The sequence below is a fragment of the Leclercia adecarboxylata genome (assembly GCF_006171285.1).
Taxonomy (GTDB): domain Bacteria; phylum Pseudomonadota; class Gammaproteobacteria; order Enterobacterales; family Enterobacteriaceae; genus Enterobacter; species Enterobacter barmai.
In genome coordinates, this window is record NZ_CP040889.1 from 4812945 (window position 1) to 4836226 (window position 23282).

19 protein-coding genes and 2 pseudogenes are annotated in these 23282 nt (G+C 53.2%); 3 read left to right on the top strand and 18 right to left on the bottom strand.

What is annotated here, in order from left to right:
- Positions 1-32: 32 nt before the first annotated feature.
- The 5 genes and pseudogenes from dbpA to FHN83_RS24780 all read right to left on the bottom strand — a co-directional run bounded on the left by dbpA (position 33) and on the right by FHN83_RS24780 (position 4986).
- Positions 33-1406, bottom strand: coding sequence for an ATP-dependent RNA helicase DbpA (dbpA, locus tag FHN83_RS24760; RefSeq protein ID WP_139565273.1), 1374 nt, complete (start codon positions 1404-1406; stop codon positions 33-35).
- A 28-nt stretch (positions 1407-1434) separates the two neighbouring features.
- Positions 1435-1611, bottom strand: coding sequence for a hypothetical protein (locus tag FHN83_RS29045; protein WP_419146399.1), 177 nt, complete (start codon positions 1609-1611; stop codon positions 1435-1437).
- Between the two features lie 281 nt (positions 1612-1892).
- The gene (gene zntB / locus FHN83_RS24770) at positions 1893-2876 is read right to left on the bottom strand and encodes a zinc transporter ZntB (RefSeq protein WP_039028494.1); all 984 of its coding nucleotides are present in this window, start codon (positions 2874-2876) and stop codon (positions 1893-1895) included.
- Between the two features lie 156 nt (positions 2877-3032).
- Positions 3033-4001, bottom strand: a complete 969-nt coding sequence (locus FHN83_RS24775; RefSeq protein WP_139565275.1) for a methyl-accepting chemotaxis protein — start codon at positions 3999-4001, stop codon at positions 3033-3035.
- A gap of 74 nt (positions 4002-4075) precedes the next feature.
- Positions 4076-4986 (bottom strand): annotated as a pseudogene (locus FHN83_RS24780) (IS5-like element ISEc35 family transposase).
- A 771-nt stretch (positions 4987-5757) separates the two neighbouring features.
- On the opposite strand from FHN83_RS24780, the gene FHN83_RS24785 reads away from it, so the two are divergent.
- Together FHN83_RS24785 and FHN83_RS24790 are read left to right on the top strand one after the other, a co-directional pair.
- Positions 5758-6990 carry a sensor domain-containing diguanylate cyclase gene (locus tag FHN83_RS24785; protein WP_139565276.1) on the top strand — a complete coding sequence of 411 codons (1233 nt, stop codon included), beginning with the start codon at positions 5758-5760 and terminating at the stop codon, positions 6988-6990.
- Between the two features lie 54 nt (positions 6991-7044).
- The gene (locus tag FHN83_RS24790; protein ID WP_139565277.1) at positions 7045-7611 is read left to right on the top strand and encodes a DJ-1/PfpI family protein; all 567 of its coding nucleotides are present in this window, start codon (positions 7045-7047) and stop codon (positions 7609-7611) included.
- 26 nt (positions 7612-7637) lie between these two features.
- Here FHN83_RS24790 and FHN83_RS24795 read toward each other — a convergent pair whose 3' ends face one another.
- Positions 7638-8579 (bottom strand): hypothetical protein, encoded by a 942-nt coding sequence (locus FHN83_RS24795; protein ID WP_139565278.1) that lies wholly within the window; start codon positions 8577-8579, stop codon positions 7638-7640.
- Positions 8580-8625: 46 nt separating this feature from the next.
- Between FHN83_RS24795 and FHN83_RS24800 the strand changes: the two are divergent.
- Positions 8626-9793: pseudogene (locus tag FHN83_RS24800) on the top strand (IS3-like element ISEc52 family transposase).
- Here the strand turns inward: FHN83_RS24800 and FHN83_RS24805 are convergent.
- From FHN83_RS24805 to tssF, 12 genes are all read right to left on the bottom strand, one after another.
- Positions 9786-10148 carry a hypothetical protein gene (locus FHN83_RS24805; protein ID WP_139565279.1) on the bottom strand — a complete coding sequence of 121 codons (363 nt, stop codon included), beginning with the start codon at positions 10146-10148 and terminating at the stop codon, positions 9786-9788. The pseudogene FHN83_RS24800 and the gene FHN83_RS24805 sit on opposite strands and share 8 nt — an antisense overlap.
- Before the next feature lie 2 nt (positions 10149-10150).
- Positions 10151-10414, bottom strand: a complete 264-nt coding sequence (locus tag FHN83_RS24810) for a PAAR domain-containing protein (protein ID WP_139565280.1) — start codon at positions 10412-10414, stop codon at positions 10151-10153.
- 133 nt (positions 10415-10547) lie between these two features.
- Positions 10548-11582: a sel1 repeat family protein gene (locus tag FHN83_RS24815; RefSeq protein ID WP_139565281.1), complete on the bottom strand. Its 1035-nt coding sequence runs from the start codon at positions 11580-11582 to the stop codon at positions 10548-10550.
- A 52-nt stretch (positions 11583-11634) separates the two neighbouring features.
- Entirely contained in the window at positions 11635-12831 is a 1197-nt protein-coding gene (locus FHN83_RS24820) for a sel1 repeat family protein (RefSeq protein ID WP_255296475.1), read from the bottom strand.
- Between the two features lie 95 nt (positions 12832-12926).
- A complete protein-coding gene (locus tag FHN83_RS24825) occupies positions 12927-14804 on the bottom strand; it encodes a phospholipase D-like domain-containing protein (protein WP_139565283.1) in 1878 nt (625 codons plus the stop codon).
- A complete protein-coding gene (locus FHN83_RS24830; protein ID WP_139565284.1) occupies positions 14804-17509 on the bottom strand; it encodes a type VI secretion system Vgr family protein in 2706 nt (901 codons plus the stop codon). Before FHN83_RS24830 ends, FHN83_RS24825 begins: the two co-directional genes overlap by 1 nt.
- A 150-nt stretch (positions 17510-17659) precedes the next feature.
- Positions 17660-18139, bottom strand: a complete 480-nt coding sequence (locus FHN83_RS24835; protein ID WP_139565285.1) for a hypothetical protein — start codon at positions 18137-18139, stop codon at positions 17660-17662.
- 40 nt (positions 18140-18179) lie between these two features.
- Positions 18180-19478, bottom strand: a complete 1299-nt coding sequence (locus FHN83_RS24840; protein ID WP_139565286.1) for a VasL domain-containing protein — start codon at positions 19476-19478, stop codon at positions 18180-18182.
- Between the two features lie 23 nt (positions 19479-19501).
- Entirely contained in the window at positions 19502-19945 is a 444-nt protein-coding gene (gene tssE, locus FHN83_RS24845) for a type VI secretion system baseplate subunit TssE (RefSeq protein WP_139565287.1), read from the bottom strand.
- A 1-nt stretch (position 19946) separates the two neighbouring features.
- Positions 19947-20483, bottom strand: a complete 537-nt coding sequence (gene tssJ / locus FHN83_RS24850) for a type VI secretion system lipoprotein TssJ (protein ID WP_176556530.1) — start codon at positions 20481-20483, stop codon at positions 19947-19949.
- Positions 20464-21519: a type VI secretion system baseplate subunit TssG gene (gene tssG, locus FHN83_RS24855; protein ID WP_139565488.1), complete on the bottom strand. Its 1056-nt coding sequence runs from the start codon at positions 21517-21519 to the stop codon at positions 20464-20466. The genes tssJ and tssG overlap by 20 nt, the downstream gene beginning before the upstream one ends.
- The gene (gene tssF / locus FHN83_RS24860; RefSeq protein ID WP_139565289.1) at positions 21519-23282 is read right to left on the bottom strand and encodes a type VI secretion system baseplate subunit TssF; all 1764 of its coding nucleotides are present in this window, start codon (positions 23280-23282) and stop codon (positions 21519-21521) included. Before tssF ends, tssG begins: the two co-directional genes overlap by 1 nt.

Genomic DNA, 23282 nt, shown 5'->3' on the forward strand with positions numbered 1-23282 from the left:
CAGCGTGAAGGCTGAGACGCTCTCCCGCCCGCTTATTTCAGCAGACGAACCCGGCAGTTTTTGCCTTTGATCTTACCGTTTTGCAGCTGTTTCCACGCCTTCTGCGCCACAGACTGACGCACCGCCACATACACGTGCGCAGGATGCACGGCGATTTTACCGATATCCGCACCGTCCAGGCCAATATCCCCGGTCAGCGCACCCAGCACATCGCCCGGACGCATTTTGGCTTTTTTACCGCCGTCGATGCACAGGGTTGCCATCTCTGCTGCCAGCGGCGTAATGCTGACGTTTGCCGGGGCATCCACCCAGTTCAGCTTAATTTGCAGCATCTCGGCCAGGATATTGGCGCGCTGGGCCTCTTCCGGCGCGCAGAAGCTGATCGCCAGACCGCTGTTACCGGCACGCGCGGTACGGCCAATACGGTGAACATGCACTTCCGGATCCCAGGCCAGCTCGTAGTTTACTACCAGCTCCAGGGATTTGATGTCCAGACCGCGGGCGGCGACGTCAGTGGCAACCAGCACGCGGGCGCTGCCGTTGGCGAAACGCACCAGAGTCTGATCGCGATCGCGCTGTTCCAGGTCGCCATGCAGCGCCAGCGCGCTCTGGCCCGCCTCGGCCAGGGCATCACACACCGCCTGACAATCTTTTTTGGTGTTACAGAACACCACGCAGGAGGCAGGCTGATGAATGCTGAGCAGCTTTTGCAGCAGCAGGATTTTGCCACGCTGGGTGGTATCGAAGAACTGCTGCTCAATGGCCGGCAGCGCGTCGACGGAATCAATTTCGATGGCAAGCGGATTTTGCTGCACGCGACCGCTGATGGCGGCGATCGCCTCTGGCCAGGTGGCGGAGAAGAGCAGCGTCTGACGTGTTGGCGGCGCAAAACGGGTCACTTCATCAATGGCGTCGCTGAAGCCCATATCCAGCATGCGGTCGGCTTCATCCAGCACCAGGGTTTGCAGCGCATCAAGAGAGACCGTGCCTTTCTGCAGGTGATCGAGCAAGCGCCCGGGCGTGGCAACGATAATGTGCGGGGCATGCTGCAGAGAGTCACGCTGCGCGCCGAAGGGTTGTCCGCCGCACAGGGTTAAAATTTTGGTGTTCGGCAGAAAACGCGCCAGCCGACGTAGCTCACCCGCAACCTGATCCGCCAGCTCGCGCGTCGGGCAGAGCACCAGGGACTGCGTCTGGAACAGCGTGGCGTCAATTTGCTGCAACAGCCCAAGGCCAAAGGCAGCCGTCTTACCACTGCCGGTTTTGGCCTGCACACGGACGTCGCGTCCTTCCAGGATCGCTGGCAGCGCGGCAGCTTGTACAGGGGTCATCGTCAGGTAACCCAACTCGTTAAGGTTATCGAGTTGGGCGGCAGGCAGTACGTTCAGCGTTGAAAAAGCAGTCACAGTTATTCTCGCGGTAAAAGACTCACAGTCAGCAGGCGCGTATCCTCGCAGATCTCTGCCTCGGATGCGACATTTTAATCGGCACTTCATCAGGCGGTGGATCCGGCATCGGCTGCGGGCGTGGGATAGGATCGGGAACGGGCACCGGATCGGTAGGCACCGGGTCCGATAGCCGCGTTTGTTGCAGCAGCAGTGTTAAGAGCATGGCCATATTACCCTCCAGAAAACGCGTTGGTCTCTTTTAGGGTAGTCGCTGCTGGATTGCAGGCAAAAAAAAGCCGACTTATTTAAGTCGGCGTCGTACGAATCAATTTTGCTATGCAGTAATTCAAAAAAGGAAGTAAGACAATATGGAGCGCAACGCCCATCGCTTGACGTTGCATTCACCTGCGGGAGAGATATTGCACCTTATGGGTAAATCGTTTTTTGACTTCGCTCAATTAAAATGGCGTTTTAAGAATGTTATGACGTCAAAAAAATGTAAATTTACAGCCATTTACTGCGATGTAACCACCATGCAACACCACCAATCAATACCACTAACATGATGCAAAACAGCGAGAAGCCGAAGCGGAAATCGCCGCCGGGGATGCCCCCAAGGTTGACGCCGAACAGGCCGGTCAGGAAGGTGCTGGGCAAAAAGACCATCGCCATCAGCGACATGGTGTAGGTTCTGCGGGAGAGCGACTCCTGCATCACCTGGGCGATTTCGTCGGTCATGACTGCCGTTCGGGCGATACAGGCATCAATTTCATCCAGCCCGCGTCCCAGCCGCTCGGCGATATCCTGCATTCTCCGGCGCTGATCGTCGCTCATCCACGGCAGCCGTTCACTTGCCAGCCGGGCATAGACATCGCGCTGGGGCGCCATGTAGCGGCGCATAACAATCAGCTGTTTGCGCAGTAACGCCAGAAAGCCTCGGGGCGGTATCTGCTGGTCGATGAGATTGTCTTCCAGGTCGATAATTTTATCGTGCAGCTCTTCAATAAACTCACTGGCGTGATCGGTGAGCGCGTCGCAGACATCCACCAGCCAGCCGCCGCAATCCTGCGGACCGGTGCCCTCTTTTAAATCGCCGATGACATCGTCCAGCGCCAGCACTTTTCGCTGCCGGGTGGAGACAATCAGCCGCTCGTCCATATAGAGGCGCATCGCCACCAGTTGATCCGGCCGCTCATCGGTGCTGCCGTTAATGCAGCGCAGCGTAATTAACGTCCCCTCGCCCATGCGGGTGACCCGAGGACGGAGGCTCTCGCCAGCCAGCGCGTCGCGCACGTTGTTGGGTAATAACGGCGTCGAGGCCAGCCAGTGGGCGCTCTCCGGGTGGGTGTAGTTCAGGTGCAGCCAGCAAGGATGCTGCTGATCGATAATGTCATCGTCGGTGAGCGGCCTTGCTCCGCCTTTACCATCCAGTACCCACGCAAAAACTGCGTCAGGAACGTTAACTTCCGATCCTTTTATGCCTTCCACAGCGCCTCCGCCAGTAGCTGTTCATTGCTGTCAGTCTAGCCAGACTGCCAGCTTAAGCAACACTTTCCCCCGGCATCGCGCTGAATTTATTCATAAAAGAGACTATTCCTGAACCCTGTAGCGCGTAAAAAAAGCCTGGCGAACCAGGCTTTATTGTCAGGCACGGGCGGGATAGCTTCGCCCGTCATACATGGGCGCAGAGGCTCCCGGTTCGAGATGGAAGTTGCGGGTGCGTGTTTGCAGTTCAACGACCTGATTTTTCAGTACGGCCGATGAGCCCGATAGCTCCTCTACCATGACCACGTTGCTCTGGGTCACCTGCTCCAGATCGCTCAGCGCCTGGGTGATTTGTGCGATGCCCCTCTCCTGCTCGTAGGTGGAAGTGGAGATTTCGTCCATCAGTTTGCTGACCTGCCCGGAGCCGCTGACGATCTCATGCATGTTCTTTTCGGCTTCCGCCACTACCATCGCCCCCTGACTGACGTTGCTACTGGTGACGTCGATCAGGGATTTGATATTTTTGGCCGCTTCGGCGCTCCGATGCGCCAGGCTGCGTACTTCCCCCGCCACAACGGAAAAGCCTTTACCATGATCGCCAGCCCGGGCGGCTTCGACCGCCGCATTCAGCGCCAGGATGTTGGTCTGGAACGCAATGCCGTCAATCAGGGTGATAATCTCCGTCATCTGCTGGGCGCATTCAGTAATGGAGTGCATGTTGTTGGCAACCTGCCCCATCAGTTCGCCGCCTTTTTTAGCCTGATGTGTTGCGACACTGGCTTTCTGATTGGCGAGACGAGTGTTGTCCGCCGTATTTTTGGTGGTGGCGGCCATCTGTTCCATGCTGGCGGAGGTCTGGATCAGAGACGCAGACTGCAGCTCGGTTTTAGAAGCCAGCGCCGTGCTGCGGGCGGCGAGTTGTTCGGAAAGCGTCATCGCGGTATGGGATGACGAGCGGATCTCGCGCACCAGGGTAGCGAGATTGTTCGACAGCGTGTTGATGCCCGGGATCAGTCTGCCAGCGCAGTTGTTACCAAATTCCGGGATAGTGACGCCCAGATTGCCAGAGACCACCTCTTCGATACTCTTCTTCACCGTATTGATTGGCACGACCAGGTACTGAGTCATGTAAAGCCAGAGAAAACCGGCCTTGTTGATCAAATCCAAAGTCGGATACTCGCTCCCCAACCCGCCGGGCGGGCTTAGTTGACGGCCTGCCGAATGGGCATACCAAGCCCTATGACCTTGTTCATGACTTTTACCCCAGCCAGGATCTCACCCACCTGGGCGTTGTAGCTCCGCAGACTCAGTTTCGGACCGATGAGCTGCTTGAAGCGATACATGGCGGTCTCAGCTATCGAGCGCTGATGATAGCCAGAGTCCTTTTTCCATTGCTCCAGCTCTCCTGCCTTGAGCGCGGCAACCGCCTCGTTGCGTGGATGGCCTGTCTTCCAGAATGCCGCATTTTTTCTCGGCGGTATGGTGGCCTTGGCGCCCTTCTTTTGTAGTAGGGCATAACAGGCTTTGGTGTCATAGGCACCATCGGCGCTGACTTGTTCTATCTTGCGGCGCAAGGGGTTGAGCAGCGTGGGCAGCACCTCGTTATCGCCCACCGTTTCGCTGACTTCGGCTGCGACGATGGCATGGGTCGCCGCATCTACGGCCGTGAAGCTTGCGCCAGACGCGGCGTTTCTCCTTGCCGTGCTTGCGAATTTTCCATTCGCCCTCGCCATAGACCTTGAGTCCGGTGGCATCGATGACCGTGAGCTACTGGGCCATGGCTCGGTAGGCGGTACTTGATTTCGACCGTCTTGGCGCGCTTGCTGATACAGCTGTAGTCCGGCGACTGTAAGGGCACATTCATCAGCTGGAACAGCGAGTTGATGAAGCCTTCCAAGGCACGCAGCGGTAGCTTGAATACCGCCTTGAGCATCAGCGCGGTTTCAATGGCGGAGTCGCTGTAATGGAAGCCTCGCCCTCGGCGGCCATGATGGGTCTGGCAATGCCACTGCTGGATGGCTTGCTCATCCATCCAGACGGTCAACGAACCACGTTGCACCAAGGCTTGGTTGTACTGTTTCCAGTTGCTGATCTTGTGCTTGGACTTGCCCATCTGGCGCTCCCGGTGGTGAACCTAAGAGATCAGATCACCAAACTGCGGGATAGTTCCCTGATTTGAGCAACAACGCCGAGAAAACCCCATGTGATGACAAATAAACAGTTAAGTAATATTAACAAAGACATTTGTGGCGCTAAAAATACTACCAGTCCATCAATTACCAAAAACACAACTACCAGATAACTCAGAATAAAAGTCCTCACACTTATATTTCTAAGCATAATAGATCCTACAACGCTATTTTCAGAAGGTAACAACTATATAGCATTCAGTTTTTATTTTTTCACTTACATTTCGTAGAGACAAACTATTAATGACATTCACTCCATGGTTTATCTTAAGGCAGAATATAAACCCTGATCTCCCTGTGCGAATGGGTGTTCCACCTGAATCATTGCTCACCCAGCTCTTTTTACGGATTATATGCTTAACAATGCCAATTAACCTTTATACTTAAGCTGCATAGCTGTTCCGAGGTGTGGTATTTAGCCCTGCTTAAATAGCATGACGCGGGTTATTTCTTCTCTCAATGCAAAATAATATTAATGTTTTCATATCAGCGATCCGATACTGAATTAAATAGATAGCTCCGGGCGTAGTGGCGAATAAAACTGTTCCAGTTGGTAAAATTAATACGAAATTCACGCTGATATCACAAAAAAATTCTGCCCGAGCGGATGAAGTGGAGTATGTTTCAAAGAACCCGGCGTGTGCCGCTCCGTCGTGGCCTTCCGGTATTTCGCTTGACGATAAATGAGATGAGCTATGTCGCCTTCAGGGTTTGATGCACTGGATATGCTTAAAACGCCCGTATGGTTAGTATCCCCGGTAACGGAGGATGTGCTGTTCGCCAATACGGCAGCCAAAACGATTATGCAGGATGCGACACTGGACATGCTGCGTAAAGGTGTCTGCTCGGCCCATGCCCAGGCGACACTTGCGATGTACGTGCCGGATTTAAAAGCCCGTCAGGAAATTATTGAAGTCTGGAGCGTGGTGGCGGATCGCCAGCAGACAAGCCTCACGTGTCGCCTCTCGCTGGCCGTTTTTGACACTCTCGGCGAGGTGATTGTCTTTGAAGGGATGGCGCGGCAGCCGGTAACGGGCCTCAAGGCCACCCGTTCAGGCACCTATCAGCGCAAGAAACAGGGCTTTTACGCCCGCTTTTTCCAGACTAACAGCGCGCCAATGCTGTTAATCGATCCCGCCCGGGACGGCCTGATCGTGGATGCCAATCTCGCAGCCCTCAACTTTTACGGCTATATCCATGAAGAAATGTGCAGCAAGCACACCTGGGAGATCAACACCCTTGGGCGCAACATTATGCCGGTGATGATGGAGATTGCGCGTCTGCCCGGCGGCCATAAGCCGCTCAACTTTATCCATCGCCTTGCCGACGGCTCCACCCGACACGTACAAACCTATGCCGGGCCGATTGAGATCTACGGCGATAAACTGATGCTCTGCATTATTCACGATATCATTGAGCAAAAACGTCTTGAGCAGGAGCTTGAACACGCCGCGCTGCGCGACTCATTAACCGGCCTGCTCAACCGCCGTCAGTTTTATAATCTCACCGATAATACCTCACCGAACCATCTCCCGGCCCAGCAGGAGTTCAGCCTGCTGCTGGTGGATACTGACCATTTTAAGGGTATCAACGATGTGTTCGGGCATCAGAAAGGCGACGAAGTATTAATTGCCCTCGCACGGACGCTGGAAAGCTGTAGTCGGAAAGACGATTACGTGTTCCGCTGGGGAGGTGAGGAGTTTGTGCTGCTGCTGCCCCGCACCTCTCTGGATGCAGCGATGCAGATCGCAGAGACCCTGCGCGCGGCCATCGCCCGCATTGCCATTCCCGGTCTGCCCCGCTTTACTGTGAGTATTGGCGTTGCGCGGCATAACCCGGATGAAAGCATCGACGAGCTGTTTAAGCGTGTGGACGATGCGCTGTATCGCGCCAAAAATGATGGTCGTAACAAAGTGCTGGCGGCCTGACACTGCCTGCCGGTGTCATCTGTTTTTCAGTTTATTGCGTGAGGAGTGATGATGATGAGCAAGAAGATTTTAATGCTGGTCGGGGATTACGCTGAAGATTACGAAACTATGGTGCCTTTTCAGGCATTACAGATGATTGGCCATCAGGTTGACGCGGTCTGCCCTGATAAGGCTAAAGGCGATTATATCATGACGGCGATCCATGATTTCGACGGGGCCCAGACCTACAGCGAGAAGCCCGGGCACCGCTTTGTTCTCAACGCCGATTTTACCGGGGTGAAGGAAGCGGATTACGACGCCCTGTTAATTCCTGGCGGACGCGCGCCGGAATATCTGCGTCTTAATGAGAAGGTGCTTGAACTGGTGCGAGCTTTTGACCAGGCCGGTAAGCCGATTGCCGCCGTTTGCCACGGCCCGCAACTGCTGGCCGCTGCTGGCGTCCTGAAAGGTCGAACCTGTAGCGCCTACCCTGCCTGCGCGCCGGAAGTTCGACTCAGCGGCGGAGAGTATGCCGATATCGGTATTGACCAGGCGCACGTCGACGGCAATCTGGTTACTGCTCCGGCCTGGCCTGCCCATCCGCAATGGCTGGCGAAATTCGCTGAGGTGTTGCAGAAGTAAGAGGCAAGTTTAGACAGGCTGGCGGATCAGGCCAGCCTGTCGACATCTTTGTGCTCTTTATTCCTCTGCTGTTCAGAAGCAGGCGTCACAAGTGTGACCCATAATGGCCCGTCGGTATGACCATCTCCGCTTACGATCAGCTGCGGTTTGCCGCAGGCACTTTGCTCAGTTGCACATGCGATAGCCAACCAGGGTGCTGCAGGGCCAGGATAACCGAGGCTGCAATCCAGATTATGCAGGTTCTGGCCAACATTTATCGGGCACGACAATGCCGTTAAACCAGTGGCGATGGCTGGACTCCACTTTGCATTCACCCCCACCAGCCAGCCATCAAAAACTTTTTTGGCAGGAATTGGCACCCAGTCAAAGGCTCGTTCGAGGGCATAATGGAAATCCTGATTACTTATGCCCCGGGCCTGCTCCGGTCGGTGTAAGGTCGCTAATGAAGTCAGGCCAGCAACCCTACTCTTTAGTAATAAACCCACCACTGCTTCAGCAGAACCCTCAATCTGGACAGGTTCAAGCTGAACTGCCACAACCAGTAACAATGACGGATCGTTCATAGGGTTATCCAGCCATTGATCCACCACCTCAAGTCCGCCTCCTTCGAGATACGTCACCGGTTGGCGTATATGACTGGCAGTCCAACTCTGTTGCCAGATTGCCTGTAGCTGATTGTCAGATAAATGACTGCTATTCTCCACAACCACTGTCAGGGGCACTTCGGCTGCCAGAGTTGCCAGTACATGACTTAGCGCCTCCAGAGTATGACTTAACTCTCGGCTCAACAATTGTTCTACTGTCTCACCATCAATACGAACTAACCGACTATGCCGTACGCCTTCATCACTTTGCCAGGAGGCCTGGGTTTTTAAGGCCTGGACGTTATCCCGCATAGCATTTTTTTGCTTTTGACCCTCTTTATCGTCAGGTTCACGCAGTTGAAGTGGTTTACTGAATTTGGCCACCTGAACAGAGGTGATATGCTCACCTCAGAACAACACAGGTGCCATAATGAAAAAAAGAAATTTCAGCGCAGAGTTTAAACGCGAATCCGCTCAACTGGTCGTTGACCAGAATTACACCGTGGCAGATGCAGCCAGCGCTATGGATGTCGGCCTTTCCACAATGACGCGATGGGTGAAACAATTACGTGATGAGCGGCAGGGAAAAACACCAAAAGCCTCCCCCATTACCCCGGAACAAATTGAAATCCGTGAGCTCAGGAAAAAGCTACAACGTATTGAAATGGAAAATGAAATATTAAAAAAGGCTACCGCGCTCTTGATGTCAGACTCCCTGAACAGTTCTCGATAATCGGGAAACTCAGGGCGCGTTATCCTGTGGCCACTCTCTGCCATGTGTTCGGGGTCCATCGCAGCAGCTACAAATACTGGAAAACCGTCCTGAAAAGCCAGACGGCAGACGGGCTGTATTACGCAGCCAGGTACTTGAACTGCATGGCATCAGCCACGGCTCTGCCGGAGCAAGAAGCATCGCCACAATGGCAACCCAGAGAGGCTACCAGATGGGGCGCTGGCTTGCTGGCAGACTCATGAAAGAGCTGGGGCTGGTCAGTTGCCAGCAGCCGACTCACCGGTATAAGCGTGGCGGTCATGAGCACGTTGCTATCCCGAATCATCTTGAGCGACAGTTCGCCGTAACGGAACCAAATCAGGTGTGGTGCGGTGATGTGACCTATATCTGGACGGGTAAGCGCTGGGCGTACCTCGCCGTTGTTCTCGACCTGTTCGCAAGAAAACCAGTGGGCTGGGCCATGTCGTTCTCGCCGGACAGCAGGCTTACCATGAAAGCACTGGAAATGGCATGGGAAACCCGTGGTAAGCCCGTCGGGGTGATGTTCCACAGCGATCAAGGCAGTCATTATACGAGCAGGCAGTTCCGGCAGTTACTGTGGCGATACCGGATCAGGCAGAGTATGAGTCGGCGTGGAAACTGCTGGGATAACAGCCCAATGGAGCGCTTCTTCAGGAGTCTGAAGAACGAATGGGTGCCAGCGACGGGCTATGTAAGCTTCAGCGATGCAGCTCACGCAATAACGGACTATATCGTTGGATATTACAGCGCACTAAGACCGCACGAATATAATGGTGGGTTACCACCAAACGAATCAGAAAACCGATACTGGAAAAACTCTAACGCGGTGGCCAGTTTTAGTTGACCACAACAAGTGCGCTACGCAAGCTAACACCAAGTACACTCAGGGAACGTCGACCTTTTTGAGTTTCATGCTGAAGAAGCCGTTCACGTTCTTCGTTAATACCGGACGCTACTGCCTGTGTGCCCCGGAACCAGAGGAGACGTACCGTCAGCAGGCTCAACCAGAACAAAACAGGAAAAATGAGCGTCGTTTCCCAAAATTCAGTTGCGTTGACCTCTGTCTTTCCCTGGTTGCTGAATATTGTCCAACCCGTCCCGACTAATACTCCGCCCACGAGTAACAAAAGCCACAACCACCATCTGGGTAAGGCTGGCTGGGCGGCAAGCGGTAGAATGCTTTTCAGATTTATAGCCATCTTTAACGTACCGTCGCTTGTGGCAGGCTTGAAATTAACGTGCAACCACAAGCACAGCGGTGTCCATGAAACGCGACGGGGATACCATGATCCTTAAATGTCGGGTGCCCTTCGACAATAACAGTAATACCGTGGCCAATTATTGGGCAACTGACAGAATCACCTAACCTTGCCACTGCAATACCGGCAAATCTCATATGAGTTGAGCCAGTCAACACTTTGCCTCCGCCGGTATGCGTATCGCCCAGGCGAATAATTCCTTTCATAGTCTTTCGTCCTTGTAGAGTTGCGGGAATGGGATCCCGAAGGCTGTTCGGTAAGAGAACCTATGTAACGTTTGATATGAACTACTTATGATATGAAAAGTGCATTTCTCATTGATGGGGTACAGGGTATAGCTTAGGGTCCGGTGGGAGGGGGAATTGGTCCGCCCGTCGCCGGGTCAAGCTGTTTCGCCCTGGCAAGTTCAGCTATCAGGGCTTCGCTGGGTTTAGGCGGCATCACATTCGCCTTACGCTCTTCCACCCACTTAATCCTGTCGTCCCATTCCGGGAGCGGTGCTGGCGGTAACGGAACAATATCGTTGATTTCGGGGACTACCGGGCTGGCATAGGAGTAGTCGCTCAGGATTTTACTGATAACTTTATAACGACGGGCACGTTCTGGATCTGCCTTCTGGCCCAGATAATAAAGTTCATCATCTGGGTCGGGACCTTCAAAACCGTGCGTTAATACAAGAGCCGAAATGCTGTCGCCACCAGCCACTCCAAGCTGAAAAATTTCTAACGCCTCTTGGTAGTCACTTTCATCCTGCAAGTAAACGCCCAGTTTACCAGCTGCCACTCCATTTCCTTGGGTTGCGGCACAATAACGCATCTGGTCAGCAATATCCGGAGCCATATCCACAGGTGCCAGTTTATCCCCCACATATGCCTGAGCCTGAGAGTTACCCTCATCCGCCGCCTTACGATAGTAACGCAGGGCCGGTTCTGAATCTTGCTTTAGACCAGCAGACCCATGATCCAGATAGACAGCAGTTAAGTAGTAACCTGCCGCGACTCCAGCCTCAATCAGCCGCTGACTCAGGCGAAAGCGCTCATGACTGCTAAGTGAAAATTGCCCACGCAGGGACCCGTTCTGCAGGTTGATACTGGCTTTATAGTGCCCATTCTCTGCCGCAATTCGGTATAAACGCGCTATTTCCGTATCAACTTTCTTGTCCTGTTTGAGCTGATTATTTTTCTGTAGCCAGCGGGCATATTTAAACAGCACATCCGTATCCGCAGGTGCGTCAGGGATAGTTTCATGTTTGCAGGTAAACGCCAGCCTGAGACTGCTGCCAGAGAGCGGATTGAGGGGGATATTTCTGTTTGTTGAAGCCTGAACACTGCCTGCCAGCAGAAGAAGCCCTGCAAATATCGCTGTCCTTTTCATTGTTTTCTCCCTTTTCATGATGTCAGCGGTCTGTAAGCCAGTGCCAGCAGTGTCAGGCTTCGCCTACCCGTCGCCACTCAATCTGCCGTTCTTCCCGGAGCCAGGTGTCCTCCAGAGGCCAGACGCGCGGGCGAAATATCTCCACCGTCTGCGTCGGCATAACCGCGCCCTCGCGGAAATAGCGGATGGCGTTATCCGCAGTGCCGTCATGGGGTATCCATGCCGGCTGCCAGTAACCACTTTTCGGGCACGGCTCACCGCTACGGCACAGCAGATACGCCACGCTACCTTTTTCGAAATCAGGGGATTCGGGCAGCGGCCTGCCCGTCGCCGGGTTAAGCTGTTTCGCCCTGGCCAGTTCGGCTATCAGGGCTTCGCTGGGTTTAGGCGGCATCACATTCGCCTTACGCTCCTCCACCCACTTAATCCTGCCGTCCCATTCCGGGAGCGGCGCTGGCGGTAACGGAACGATATCGTTGATTTCGGGGACAACCGGGCTGGCATAGGAGTAGTCGCTCAGGATTTTTCTAATCACACTGTAACGCCGGGCACGTTCCGGATCGGCCTTCTGCCCCAGATAATACAGTTCATCATCTGGGTTGGGACCTTCAAAACCGTGCGTTAATGCAAGAGCTGATGTAGTATCCCCTGCAGTAATACCCAACTGAAAAGTTTCAAGTGCATCCTGGTATCGTTTGTTGATTTTCATATCAATACCAAGTTCCCCGGCTGCTTTGCCTTCCCCTTGTTCAGCGGCACAGCGAAGCATCTGTCGAGCAATATCCGGTGCCATGTCTACTGGCGCCAGTTTATCCCCCACATACGCCTGCGCCTGGGCGTTACCCTCATCCGCAGCCTTACGGTAATAACGCAGGGCCAGTTCATTATCCTGCTGCAAACCGGCAGCCCCGTGCTGCAGATAGATGGCGGTAAAATAATACCCCGTTGCCACTCCCGCCTCTGTCAGCCGCTGACTCAGGCGAAAGCGTTCATGACTGCTCAGTGAAAACTGCCCACGCAAGGACCCGTTCTGCAGGTTAATGCTGGCTTTATAGTGCCCATTTTCTGCCGCGATGCGGTACAGACGCGCAATTTCCGTATCAACTTTTTTGTCCTGTTTGAGCTGATTATTTTTCTGTAGCCAGCGGGCATATTTAAACAGCACATCCGTATCTGCGGGCGCGTCAGGAATGTTTTCATGAATACAGGTAAATGCCAGTCGAGCTTGAGTTTCGGAGAGTGGTTTCATAGATAAGTCCTTTTTATCCATTTTTTCAGAAGACATTACGGTGTAATGACAGGTCGCCAACAGCATTACACAGCATAACAATATAATCTGCCGCATCAGTCTAAATCCTTTAGTTCATTGTTTGTGTAATGAAATGCGATCAAAGGAGTAGCGGGTTCATGTTTATTTTGCTGACGCTTTTTATTGTCCCCAAGAATATACCCCCAGGCATCAAAAGCATCAGCCGCATTGTCCTGCGCTCCTTTGCCATCCGTATGCAGATTCCATAATCGCCGCCTCAAGTCTTTTGACACACTCCCCCACTCGTGCGCAATATTCATTTCACTGTCGACCTGCATACTTCGTGTGTTGATATTCGCCGATCCGTGCGTTGTAAAAACATCATTAACGATCATTAACTTAGAATGGACATACACCGGCATCCAATTTGTAGAAGGAGAATCCTTTGCGACCAGTGAACAGATATGTATTTTCAAGCCAGGCATGGGCACCATTTGAATATCGCTATCTTTTAACTCTTCGGCTTGCTTGAGTTTTGCTTCATACTCGCGTTGCCTACGAATATAGTCCTCACTGATACGCTCCTGCGTTGCAGGATCGCGAGACCAGGCGAGAGAGGCATGGTTAGCAGGGTTTTCTTGTTTAATTTTTTCGATCATTCTCTGCCTGGTCAAGCCAGGTATAGTATCCGCTCGCCCCAGACTCTCAAGCATCCTCTGGGTATTGACCTTACCTGCCCCAATCCCTCCCTCTGTGACATTGGTAATGACAAATAAGTGTAATGAGCCATGTTCTTCCGGCTTGCGTCCTTGCTCTGCCTGAACGCGTGCCACCTCTTTGATAACCTCCGCCAGAGGGGGCCAGCGGAAATACTGGTTTTCTATATAAATATATTGCGTGGCATTTTTCACCACCTGCATATAGAGCTTTTCAATGTCGCGTTTATTCTCCTGCGGTTGTGTTCGCAAAAGCTGAGCAATTAAGGGGGTCCCATATTCTTCCCGGGGCTTGAGCATTTTTCCTACTGCCCTGGCATTACGCAGGGAGAGAAGATCTTCCCCCGTTTCCTTACGCCATGCTTTTGCAAAATTCTCATGCAGATGCTCCAGAATTGGCCCCGTGACCTGGCTGGAAATATCCTGTCGGGGTAAAAAACCACTCGCGTCTTCGTGTGGTCCCCAGGGATCCTGACTGCCGGCTCGATGTTGTGAAGAATGCGCGTCCTTATCCCAGTACTCATCGAGCATATTATGCCCCATTACAAAACCCACAGCGTGTTCCGGTAATTCGTAGTCAACCAGCACCGTCTTTTGGTGATGTGATGGCGCGCCTGCCATTATGCTCACGGTTTTTGCACTCAGTCCCTTATCAAGAGCCTGATATTTAGCCCGCCAGGCAATCTCAGCACGGTCAGATTTATCAAAGCCGCGCCCCACAAAAAGTGGGTTCATTGTAAATTTGTTTATCTTTTTTATTTTTTTGCTGAGTGGCCCACTGATTTCCAGGAGATCATCACTGTATGAATGTTCAGAAAACCACGCACGATCATAAGCATACTGCTTTTCGGTCGCACTCTGACCCGCTCGATCCTTAATACGTAGTATCCCTTTTCCTGGAAGGTTGGCTTCATCCGCAAGTCCAGCGGTATTAAAGGGTGCCTCCCATCCAAGAATACGTACCTGGACATTTTTCTCACGCGCAATATTTATCAGCAGTTCACCAATACAAGGTTCTTTACCATTGCGAATAAAATACATTGAAGGCTGGAATCCCCAACAAATAATATCCACCGTTTTCTGCGCATTAGCGATTGCATGATGAACCGCAGCAAAAGCTTCTTCTCCATTTACCAGAGGCTTATATGTCGCCAGTGCTGGCGGGTATTCTGTTTCCTGAACAAACCAGGGTGAGCTAATCATACACTGACGGGTGTCAACCGTGGCAACGGGCGTAATAATATCGGTCTGGCGCATTAGCTTTCTTCCTTATTGCTGGGGCCATCAATTAATTCGGCATTAAGATTACGATGCTCTGTATGCGAGGCAGGCGAGTTAATATCAGCGTCGACCAGGGAGGTATGGTTGTGAAAGCCTCGATTGGCGAGTTGTCCCTGCTGCGGATTGTTATAGGCTTCGACTACTGGAATCTTGTAACTGACACCATTTGCCAGCTCTAATTTGTAATTTCGCGTCACAACCTGATGGTCAATCGGTATCTGTCCGCTTTCATCGATGACGCCTTTCAGTAAGGGTGCACCATCAGCATAAAGGGTATAAGGCATACCGGCCCAACTGCCCTCTGGCATATTAGGGGCCTGTATTACTTTTAAATTAAGCGGCTGACTAATGTTCTTTTGCAGTGGGGGATAATCCGGATGCGCGGCGTTCATACAGGCGGGCCCACTGAACATAAAATCTGCCGCTTTTATTTCAAAATCACCTTTTGTGCCGCATTCAATTTTATAGGGATCGAGCGCGATATAACTTCCTCCCGCATTAATGATGATCTTCTTTTTGGCCACAATATGGATTTCGTCCTCGGTGCTGACAATTTCAAGTCCTTTACGCGCCAGTACTTGCAGTTCATCATTCTGCGCCTGAATCGCCACTGGCCCCTGATTCGCGATAAGTTTAATACCCAACTTACGTACAAACAGGCTCAGCCCTTCACCGACACCAATAAACAGCCGCTTCATCACCCCTACGTCTGCATCCTCCCCGGCATTGAGTATAAAATTACGGTTCGCAGCCAGTTGCAGGTGCTTGCCGCTGGTTACTGCTATACCCTTCGGCGCACTCAAAATGGCGACAGCCTCCTTAAGCTGGTCGATCTGTTCGCGCATAAACGCCAACTGTTGATCTACCTGTGCTGGATCTGCTTTTGCGGACTGGGCATCACGAGACAGCGAGTCCATCTCTTCGCCCGCTTGTTTAAGCCGATCCAGGGTATCCTGCATCTCCAGTATTTTGCCGCCAGCTGAAGGCTGTTTATCGGCGGTGATGAAAATTCCCTTTCCACCTCGGATGGATCCCCACCGATCGGTACGCAGTTCAAAGCCTTCTCCCCGTATTACCCTTGAGGCATCGACATTGTGACCCAGGTTTAACTGTGTCTTACCGCCGTACTCGGTGCTGAGCTTGATATGCTCCTCGCCCCTTTTGTCCTCCATTCGCAGTTTGTTATTCGTCGGGGTGCGGATCACGTTGCGAGTGCTGTTCTTCTCCGTGACATGGTCGACATGGCGGGAGTCATGCAGGGCATGGGCTATATAAGGCCGGTCCGGGTCACCTTCGTGGAATGCAATCGCCACCTCCGTGCCCTGGATAAGCGGGAAGTGAAAGCCGTAAACGTCCCCGCCGTAGGGCTTAGCCAGCCGCACCGGCATGCTCTCTTGCCCCTGCGACTTACTGTCCCGGTCGGCGTCAAACCTTACCCGGTAAAGGCCAGATGCATCCTGCCAGGCGTAGATATCATTTGCTTTCGCGCTGGTCACCCTGGCCGTCATGGTTCCGGTTACCTTCGGACGCGGAAGTAAAGGCGGACGCCAGCACACCATTTCGCTATAGGGCACAGCCTGCACGCTTACCCGCAGTGCATCCCTGCGGGTGGCGGTAAATACCAGGCCGGTGATGATAACCGGCTCCTGTAGTGGCGCTGGCAGGGTCGGTGGCAGGCTGTCGGTAATGGTGAGTACCTGCGCGGGGGCAAGCGTTGCAGAATTGCTGATACCCGTAATCAGCGTCTGGTCTGCCAGAAAGCGTTCGTGATCAAGGCGGGCGTAAAAATTGGCGGTTTCGGCCTGCGGTTCAATCTTATCCCCACGCTCCAGATGACGCAGCTTGTAGTGGTACACCTCTCCATAAGTTCTCCCCTCGCCGTCCCCACGGGTCATGTCTGCAGGGGCAGACTGAAGCACGCTCTGTGCATCTCGGTGGTTGTAATCCCTGGCGGTGACGTTCGCCTCCACTACGTTGTGTGTGACGTTAAGGCTCCATACCGACTCAACCCCGCTGTCGCTCATCCCGGACGGACTGTTCACCGGCAGCCGTTTGCCGGGTATCAACGCCCGCTGTGCATCGGCAAAATGAACCACCTCGCTCTGCGCCTCTTCCTGCAGGGTGAAGAAATAGAATATTCCCACCTCCGCCAGCAGACGCTGGATGAATGTAAGGTCGCTCTCCTGGTACTGATTTATCTGCTCCCGTTTCGGGTAGGTTTGTTCAAGACTGAACTCATATTCCCAGCCGTGCAGACCATGCTCCTGCAGTACCTGCTCCACGACCTCCGGCACGGATTTATTGACAAAGAAACGGTGGGAGCGGAATTGTTTATTCAACAGGGAGAGGAAGGGTTTCAGGCTGATACGGTAAATCGTCTGGTCGGCGGAACCGGATATTCGTCTGAAATCTGTGATAATACCATGGACACTTTTCTGCTTTGTCAGGCTTTCCGGCAGCCCCGCTCCCATCGTCAGACTGGCGGGCTTACTCAGGAATTCGGCAGCATCAAGATACTTATTTGTGCTGGTAAAAATGATGTCGTAACAATAAAGTCGACTCAGGCCTTCCATGCCGCTGAATTCCTGGATATCCAGAGAGGAAATACAGGAAGGAATATGCAGCTGATAATGGTTAGAGGTTGTGCTGGTAATATTTAAAAGCGTATCCGTCAGAATCATAATTACCACTCCATGTAATAAACTTTTTAAATGCCGTACCGGAAAAGATGAAATAAAAGCAAACCGTTTATATAGTCAGGGCCATGCTCTGGCAGACACAATAAACGGATCCCGAATTTTGCCGCAAAGGATAAGATCACTTCTGAATAATCAGGCCAGCCTGTCGACAGCTTCAAAAAAATGCTCTTCGGTCATGATGACATTGTCTTTTGCGCTCTGATGCTCCCGACGGATAAACCAGCCAGTATCCGGCGCCATGCTCAGATAAAACACCTGAGTGATGCCGTAAGCCTCGACTCGCATCGTCACAAGCCCCGTCTCTGTACTATGACAGAGCTGCTCCGGGAGAATAGTGACGCTACGGTCTCCGTTCTGTAAGCGGATGGTAGTGATGTCGTAGCGGCATATTCCGCTACTCAGGCTGTAGCCAACCGTGCTCAGGTCATGGATATGTTTGGTCGAAAACGTCACTTCAATCGTGGACCCTGAAAACCACTGACTTAATTGCCGTGCAAGGTCGTTCATTCGTGAACAGAATACCCTGACTTCTGCCTCAACCGAATTCTTGCCTGGCGACACGCTGGCACTATTGTGCTGCACTTTTTTAAAGAAACGCTCTCTGGCTGACACGCTGTCGTCCCTGTAATTTTCTGTTTGCCCCAAACAGACTTTATTCAGCCGGGGCATGTTTCAGCGCAGCATAAGAAGCAATCAGCTGCTGCAGATGCTGTTCCAGCTGGTTATAACGGGCGGCGGTGCTGGCTTGCCCGGGGGGAGTAACGGAGAGCTGGCGCAACTGCTCCTCGGCAGGAACGGTACGGTTAAGCGATTGTTGAATGGCAAAAACCGCCGATTTCAGTTCACTCACGGTCATGTATTTGCCCTTCTGCTCATCCAGCGCGTTAAGCCGGGCCGCCAGTTGTTCAAGCTGCGTTAACCCCTGATGCCAGCCGGTCAGATTTTCCGGTGCCAGGGTAATAGCCACCTTCTGCTGCTGCCACTGCTGCGCCAGGCTTTTTCCTTGCTCCGGCCAGAGCCTGAGCGCCTGCTGCACCAGGTTATCGCCATAGCTTAAAGACCAGTCTGGCTTTAAGGCTATTAACCGTGCCAGTTGCTGCTGTGTCTGAAGAATTCCACTCTCAGCTGACTGAGGAGACGGTTGCAACGTCTGCAACTGCTCAGTAGAAAGCGCAGTGGGTAACGAGGTAAGCGGCTTCTCTACAGGATCGGGTTGATGCATTGCCCGCCATCCCCCTGTCAGGATCCCCCCCACCACCAACATGGTCATCATACCGGCGGCAAAAGGCTTCCAGGGCTTCCCGGGTGATGGAGATGCTGGCAGAGCTTGAGGCTTTGCGACAGGCTCATACGTAACCTGCGCATTCGGCTCATTCGTATTTTCAGCCGGCACGGCAACGCCTGCAGGGGGCATGTTATCCATCCCATCGCTATTTCCCAATCGTACCGCCGCGTTATGCGTCTGCACGCGCAGGGTATCGAGCTGGCTGACACGCGCCACGTCCAGACACGCTAATGCATGGTCCAGCACATTCATGTGCTCCTCTGCCTGAGACAGTTGAATGAGGTCGGCATGCGTCAGGTCCAGCGTTCGCAGAACCCGCTGCAGCCTTTGGCTCAGCGTATTGAGGATTTCTATTCGGGCAGGCAGTGGCTGCGGCCACACATTGTCCCACTCCCGGGTGACTAAGGCGGTGACGAGCGCCAGGCCATCGTTCAGCCCATTCAGCCCGGCCAGGTGTGCGCGTGCCAGGGTGTACCATGCAGCGGTTTGCAGATCCACGCCGTTATGTTCAAACAGGGTCAGGCTCAGTTTTTCCGCATGCTGCCAGTTCACATCCGGACGCGCCGGATGCGTCAGCTTATTCATTTCATTACGTAGGGCGACATAGTCCGCAAGCGTGCGCGGATCGCCCCCGGTTTTATAGGGGCGCTCAGAAGGTGTTGTCATAATATTTTCAGTCTGAAGAAGGGCTAAATTGCGGAGCGGGCATCCAGATACTGCTGTTGTTTAAGGTGGCGGATAAGCACCCTGCCCTCGGGCATGAACTCGGTGCCGTAGCGTACAAGGCCGATGCCTTTGAGTTCTGCATCAATTGCGTAGCGCAGTTCACCTGGCTGCGCCTGCTCCAGCATCACCACCGTGACCCTGCTTAAGCGCGGCTCATATTTCAGCAGTACCGCAGATAGTATGGTAATCAGCTGATGCGCTGAACCCGGCATCCCCTGAAGAATTTTGGTCATATCCGGCAGGCCGTAATCCGGGAGATGCGCCAGCGTACCGGCGCGACAGTTGAGAATACGCTGCATATTATCCAGCACAGAGAGAATGACCTGGTTTTGCCCGCTTACGCGGTGAAGATCAAGACCTCCGGAAAAATTGCCATACAGCATTTCATACAGAGAAGGACGGGGCATATTAGTCCTCCTTAATCGCTCGCATCGTCAGCCGATTATTGCTGGCTTCAATGATGCGTGGCTTGTCGGGATCGAGATCGTCGCGAGTGAGCACCAGTCGCCAGGTGTTGTTCACCTGGTCCGGCTCCATAAACATCCCTGCCACTGCTACAAACTGAGTGGTTTCCTCCATCGGCATATCAAGCGTCACCGACTCACCAGGTCGCAGCCAGATGTCCTTTTCAACAACCAGGTCGGATTTGATAGCCTGGCTGTCATCTGAAAAAAGTGACGGGTAATCAGTGCTGTCGAATGCCTTCCGATCCTTAAGCTGATAAATACGCACCACCGTCGCAAGTGATGCGCCTTTCGCATTGTTGTTCACCCCTTCCCGGGCCTGAAGATCAAGATGAAGAGTTTTAACCTGTTTGTAAAAAATGGAGTGTGTGACTGACATAGCGCCGTCTTTCACTGTTTGCGTCAGACCACAGCCGGATAAGGCCGCTGCAAGCATTAATGCCAACAGCGTTGCGGGGGGTTTACCAGCGATAGTCGCCATCTTCATCGATCTCCTTTCGGTGAATATTTTCCCGGACGCGCTGATAACGCCCCAGATTAATAGTGATAATGTCATTTTTATTTTTTTGCAGACTCAGCGGCCGTAATACCGCTGTTCGTCCAAGCTGTACGGCATAATTTTCATTGCACGCTAGTTGAGCATCCGGTAGAAGATATCTCGGCACACAAAGCTGCAACCGCACATCAAGATGCGCTCCCAGATAAACATGCAGTAACGACATTAGGTCGCCATACAGCTCGCCGCCGGGCAGCCAGCCGCGAGCTTCATCAATGTTACTTGTGGACAGTCGCAGTAATACCTGGCCGTTAACATCCGTGCCGTGAGTCCCCATAACGGGACGGTTTTTCAGGCTGACTGGTTGCTGCAAGTTCATCGTGAGCTGTTTTTTCAGCGGAACACGACAGCGATCGTAGTAGTGGACTTGTGCGCGACTCTCCGGCGCAAGAAGCTGAACCAGCGCTGAAACTCCCTCTGTCGTGCGGCCCGGCAGCAGCATCACCGGCAGAAGCGCCAGAAAACGCGACAATGGCGTGCCGGCCGTTGCCGCACAGCCCGGTATACCCAGCCCCGCCAGACCCAGAAGATACTGTGAGGTGTTATCCGTTCCGCCCGGGGCAAAGGTCGCCGGATATGAGTATTTTCTCCAGATACGGTAATACTGCGTAATAAGTCGATGGTTGAAAATATCCAGAAAATCGCAGGTTCCTTCCCAGCCCTCTCTTTTCTGCGCAATATCATCGATATAGTGAGTGGGCAGAGGCGATTCCACGCCGTACAGCCCCATAAAGGTGACATTCACCGAGGGCGGTAAATGTTCGTGCTCCGGCTCAGAGTCGGTCATCCCTCGGATTTCCCCGGCAGGAAAGCCCATTCCGGGATGCGGTCTGAAACGTACAGGCTCCTGGCGTACCTGCCAACCACTACCTGGCACCGGCGCCTTTGGCTGGTTTTGCTCCAGCAGCTGGCCAAAGCGGTAAAAATTCATGTACGGCAGGTATGGCCGCAGTGGTTCCATCAGCCGGGCAGGCGCGAACTGTGATTCTCTTTCCACCGGATACATTTCCCTTCTGGCTGAATAATCAGCGTGAGCTGGTTAAACTGGTTCATATCGGCATACAGCATGAAAAAGCGGTTAAGCATTTCGCCGAAAAGATGAATATCACCTTCACCGGTAAAGCCACTGTTGTCGAGCGTCACTTCAATATCTAACCCGCGCTGCAGGAATCCTCCCTCAAAACGCTGAATGCGGTGATGCCTGACATCAAGAATGGCATCCAGACGCCGATTATTCAGTTCATCTTCCCGCCAGTTGTAAAGAGACAACGTGCCGCGCAGCACGTCTGCGCTACTCATCATGTTAAGAAACCGGGTGCCAAGATGGCTCATCACTCGCCAGTGAAAGCGGTCTTCCGCGGGTGGCCAGGCGGGTAATGTAGGTTTGCAAAGATTACGCACGGTAAGTGGCGTTTCTGAAACTTGTTCGCAACGGTCCAGGAGCGTGCTTTGAAGCGCCCGGCGAGGCAACTGGCCATTCGTGCCGGTGATTCGCAGGGAGACCGTCTCCCGCTCCGGTTGACGTTCATCTCCCCACTGCCCCCCGCCCAGTATTAGCCAGGTGTCGTGCATTCCGGTAACACCGCGCTTGACGCGGGTATGGTAGTACCGCTCCGGCGCATGATGGCGCATCATTCCTCCCCGATGACGGAAACTGGTAAACGGCACATAACGCGCATCACCCGATCGCCCGGCCCCCATTACGCTGTCAACAGAATAAATTTCGGTATGACCGTCCTGCAGGCGTTTAGGGCGAAGCAGGTATTCGTTTTCCAGCCCACTGATGGTCAGCGGATCAGCTTCCAGGGTAAATAAGTTAATCACCGGTACGCAGTGCAGACGCAGAGTGCTGTCTGTCACGGGTAAATCACTCTGCCACTCCTGGCTAAACACTATCTCGATATCGAAATACGGCATTCCTGCCGGAAGCGCGAGGTTTTCAAGACCGTTCAGGTGCACGAACATAAATTTTTCGCGGAAGGTGAAATACTCCAGTAGCAGTTGATAGCCGCTAAAAGCACTCTCCCCCTTCGGCCAAAGACGATCTTCTTCACCAAATCCGCCCGGCGAAAAGTAACCGTCAAGCCTAATCCTGTCCGTCTGCCCTGGCAGGCGCAGGTACATCGCGGCCTGTCGCTTGGTTAGCCACAAGTGCAGTGCGCTCCCCGGCACGGTATCCTCTCCCAGATACAATGGCAGGCGACGCAGGTTGACCTGCGACCAGTCAGCCTGGCCGCTGCATGTAAAGCGTATCCGCAAGGCTGAGCGTCCATCCGGTTCCGTGGTCATCACTACATCGGATAAAGAAAGTGGATTTAACGTCACCTCCTGAGTCGTGCGATAACGGCAGACGGTATTTTTTGGTCCTACCGGACGGGAAGTGACTTCCAGGCCAGCAGGTACCACCTCACCCATTTTCATTGACGGTACGTCCGGGCTGAAGGCCACCACCGAGAGAGACGGAATGGTTCGCATATAGTGGGGCCATAACATGCTGACCAGACCTTCGGTGAGCTCCGGCAGGTCGTCATCAATCTTTTCACGCAGGCGACCAACGGAAAACGCAAAGCCTTCAAACAGACGTTCAACGTAGGGATCGGGGGTGCCTGCTTTATCCAGGTCCAGCATTGCTGCCCGGTCGGGGTGTGTCTGAGCAAATTCTTTTGCCGCTTCGCGCAGGTAGCGCATCTCGGCGTCAAAATAACGTAGAGTTAAATCTTCCAT

Coding starts and splice junctions, on each gene's coding strand:
- FHN83_RS24820 (WP_255296475.1), bottom strand. CDS start 12,831: ATGAAACCACTCTCCGAAACTCAAGCTCGACTGGCATTTACCTGTATT.
- tssE (WP_139565287.1), bottom strand. CDS start 19,945: ATGCCCCGTCCTTCTCTGTATGAAATGCTGTATGGCAATTTTTCCGGA.
- tssJ (WP_176556530.1), bottom strand. CDS start 20,483: ATGGCGACTATCGCTGGTAAACCCCCCGCAACGCTGTTGGCATTAATG.
- FHN83_RS29045 (WP_419146399.1), bottom strand. CDS start 1,611: ATGCTCTTAACACTGCTGCTGCAACAAACGCGGCTATCGGACCCGGTG.
- FHN83_RS24825 (WP_139565283.1), bottom strand. CDS start 14,804: ATGCGCCAGACCGATATTATTACGCCCGTTGCCACGGTTGACACCCGT.
- tssG (WP_139565488.1), bottom strand. CDS start 21,519: ATGGAACCACTGCGGCCATACCTGCCGTACATGAATTTTTACCGCTTT.
- FHN83_RS24805 (WP_139565279.1), bottom strand. CDS start 10,148: ATGGCTATAAATCTGAAAAGCATTCTACCGCTTGCCGCCCAGCCAGCC.
- FHN83_RS24810 (WP_139565280.1), bottom strand. CDS start 10,414: ATGAAAGGAATTATTCGCCTGGGCGATACGCATACCGGCGGAGGCAAA.
- FHN83_RS24815 (WP_139565281.1), bottom strand. CDS start 11,582: ATGAAAAGGACAGCGATATTTGCAGGGCTTCTTCTGCTGGCAGGCAGT.
- tssF (WP_139565289.1), bottom strand. CDS start 23,282: ATGGAAGATTTAACTCTACGTTATTTTGACGCCGAGATGCGCTACCTG.
- FHN83_RS24830 (WP_139565284.1), bottom strand. CDS start 17,509: ATGATTCTGACGGATACGCTTTTAAATATTACCAGCACAACCTCTAAC.
- FHN83_RS24840 (WP_139565286.1), bottom strand. CDS start 19,478: ATGACAACACCTTCTGAGCGCCCCTATAAAACCGGGGGCGATCCGCGC.
- FHN83_RS24785 (WP_139565276.1), top strand. CDS start 5,758: ATGTCGCCTTCAGGGTTTGATGCACTGGATATGCTTAAAACGCCCGTA.
- FHN83_RS24775 (WP_139565275.1), bottom strand. CDS start 4,001: ATGACTCAGTACCTGGTCGTGCCAATCAATACGGTGAAGAAGAGTATC.
- FHN83_RS24790 (WP_139565277.1), top strand. CDS start 7,045: ATGAGCAAGAAGATTTTAATGCTGGTCGGGGATTACGCTGAAGATTAC.